This window comes from Phreatobacter aquiterrae (assembly GCF_053471285.1).
This window is the reverse complement of record NZ_JBJPHW010000035.1, coordinates 1-2,571: the sequence shown is the minus strand read 5'-3', so window position 1 is coordinate 2,571 and position 2,571 is coordinate 1. Positions and strand designations below refer to the sequence as shown.

Genomic DNA, 2,571 nt, shown 5'->3' with positions numbered 1-2,571 from the left:
CGTACGCATCCGGCGAAGGCCACCTTGCGGGAGTTGAGGCAAATCGTTGAGCACTGTCGGTATGGACAGCCATACGCACAGTGCCTTTGGGCGGCTTGAGATTGTCGAGACGGGGCGTCGCCGTCGTTGGACGGACGAGGAGAAGCGCCGGATCGTGCTGGAGAGCATGAGCGGGCCGCGCCTCGTGTCTGAGACCGCTCGGCGCCACGGCATATCCCGGACGCTGTTGTTGACCTGGCGCCGCTTGATGGCGAGCGAGGTACCAAGCGGGTTCGTGCCTGCGATCGTTGTTCCTGAGGCAGGGGTGGCGGCGCCGCTTCCGCGAGACCGGCGGGGAGCCCGGGTCGAGATCGTGCTCGTTGATGGTCGACGGCTGATCGTTGAGGGCGCGATCAATGTTGAGGTGATCCTGCGGCTCGCGCGAGGCCTTGAGGCGCCGCGATGATCCCGGTTCCGATGGGTGTGAAGGTGTGGCTTGCGACGGGCCACACGGACATGCGGAAGGGCTTTGCCTCGCTGGCGCTACAGGTGCAGGAGGTGCTGAAGCACGATCCACTTGGCGGACACATCTTCTGCTTCCGGGGCCGGCGTGGCGACCTGATCAAGGTGATCTGGCACGACGGCCAGGCGGCGAACCTTTATGTGCGGCGGCTGGAGCGCGGACGGTTCCTGTGGCCCTCACCAGCGGACGGGATCGTCACGATCACGCCGGCGCAGATGGGCTATCTGCTGTCCGGGATCGACTGGCGGAACCCGCAGGAGACGTGGCGGCCGACCTCGATCGGATGATGGAATTTGCTCGTTGGAATTTGCTTTGGAGAGGCGGCGTTCTGTGATTCCATCTTCGTGTGACCACGCCCTCTGACCCTTCTGAACCGCTGGAGTTGCCGACCGATCCGGCGGCTCTTGCGGCGATGTTCCTGGCGGAGCGCGCGGCCCGATTGGCAGAACGGGAAGCCCGCCTGGCAGAGCGTGATGCGCGGATCGCGGCTGAGGCAGATGCCGCGGAGGCAAGGGCTGGCACCTCGTCGCGCGATGCGATGATCACGTACCTCCAGCTGATGATCGAGAAGCTGAAGCGGGAGCTCTACGGCCAGAGCTCCGAACGCGGCACGCAGAAGCTCGACCAGTTGCAACTGCAGCTCGAGGAGTGCGAGGCGGCTGCGACCGAGGACGAGGTTGCAGCGATCCTGAGCTCCAATACGGCGACGCCGCGGCGGCGGCCGGTGCGCAAATCCTTCCCCGATCATCTGCCGCGCGAGCGGGTGGTGCTGCCAGCGCCGACCTCGTGCCCGTGTTGCGGATCGGGGCGGCTGTCGAAGCTCGGCGAGGACGTCACGGAGACCCTGGAGCTCGTGCCCCGCCAGTGGAAGGTGATCCAGACGGTGCGAGAGAAGTTCGCCTGCCGGGCCTGCGAGACGATCACGCAGGAACCCGCGCCGTTCCATCCGACGCCGCGTGGCTTTGTTGGGCCGAACCTCCTGGCGACGATCCTGTTCGAGAAGTTCGGACAGCATCAGCCACTGAGCCGACAGAGCGAGCGTTATGCTCGGGAGGGGATCGACCTCTCCGTCTCGACGCTTGCCGACCAGGTGGGAGCCGCCACATCGGCCTTGCAGCCGCTGCACACGCTGATCGCAGCGCACGTGCTGGCGGCAGAACGGCTCCACGGCGACGATACGACGGTGCCGATCCTCGCCAAGGGCAAGACCGACACAGGCCGGATCTGGACCTATGTGCGCGACGACCGGCCCTTTGGCGGCGCCGATCCGCCAGCGGCCTTGTACTTCGCCTCAAAGGATCGACGACAGGAGCATCCCGATGGCCACCTCCGGGGATGGCGGGGCATCCTGCAGGCCGACGCCTATGGAGGCTACAACGGGCTTTATGATCCGAGGCGACCTGAAGGGCTAGTGACGTCTGCCCTGTGCTGGAGCCATGCCCGGCGCGGCTTCTATGAGCTCGCCGACATTGCGGCCAGGGCGCGCCGTGGCTCTGCCGCCGCCGTCTCGCCGATCGCACTCGAGGCGGTGAAGCGGATCGACGCCATCTTTACCCTCAAGCGGGAGATCAATGGCCGGTCGCCGGAGGAGCGGGTGCGAGCCCGCCAGGAGGCCACAAAGCCGCTCGTGGAAGAACTGGCGATCTGGCTCCAGGCCCAGCGCGGCGCGCTCTCCCGCTCAGCGACGGTGGCCAAGCCGATCGACTACATGCTCAAGCGCTGGGATCGCTTCGCCGCCTTCCTCGACGATGGCCGGATCTGCCTGACCAACAATGCTGCCGAGCGGGCGCTGCGAGGCTTTGCACTCGGCCGAAAGGCCTGGCTCTTTGCGGGCTCTGATCGCGGCGCCGAGCGAGCTGCCGCCATGGCGACGCTGATTGAGACAGCCAAGCTCAACGGCATCGACCCGCAGGCCTGGCTCGCCGACGTGCTCGCCCGCATCGCCGCCATCCCGCAGTCCAGACTGCCCGAGTTGCTGCCGTGGAATTGGCAGCCAATTGGTGCGGCAGCGGCACGTCAGGCTGCCTGATCCGCATCGGCTGCAGCCGCGGCCCTCGCCGGATGCTTAC

At 66.7% G+C, this 2,571-nt stretch carries 3 protein-coding genes; all 3 read left to right on the top strand.

The features are described from left to right. Window positions 1–61 precede the first annotated feature (61 nt). Entirely contained in the window at window positions 62–445 is a 384-nt protein-coding gene (tnpA, locus tag ACJ4V0_RS21445) for an IS66-like element accessory protein TnpA (RefSeq protein WP_448301638.1), read from the top strand. Continuing rightward, window positions 442–789 (top strand): IS66 family insertion sequence element accessory protein TnpB, encoded by a 348-nt coding sequence (gene tnpB, locus ACJ4V0_RS21440; protein ID WP_108179769.1) that lies wholly within the window; start codon window positions 442–444, stop codon window positions 787–789. The genes tnpA and tnpB overlap by 4 nt, the downstream gene beginning before the upstream one ends. A gap of 125 nt (window positions 790–914) precedes the next feature. Then, window positions 915–2,531, top strand: a complete 1,617-nt coding sequence (gene tnpC / locus ACJ4V0_RS21435) for an IS66 family transposase (protein ID WP_448301639.1) — start codon at window positions 915–917, stop codon at window positions 2,529–2,531. The last annotated feature ends 40 nt before the right edge of the window (window positions 2,532–2,571 follow it).

Bases quoted from the DNA above. Each gene is read 5' to 3' on its own strand.
- tnpA (WP_448301638.1), top strand. From the start codon at position 62: ATGGACAGCCATACGCACAGTGCCTTTGGGCGGCTTGAGATTGTCGAG.
- tnpB (WP_108179769.1), top strand. From the start codon at position 442: ATGATCCCGGTTCCGATGGGTGTGAAGGTGTGGCTTGCGACGGGCCAC.
- tnpC (WP_448301639.1), top strand. From the start codon at position 915: ATGTTCCTGGCGGAGCGCGCGGCCCGATTGGCAGAACGGGAAGCCCGC.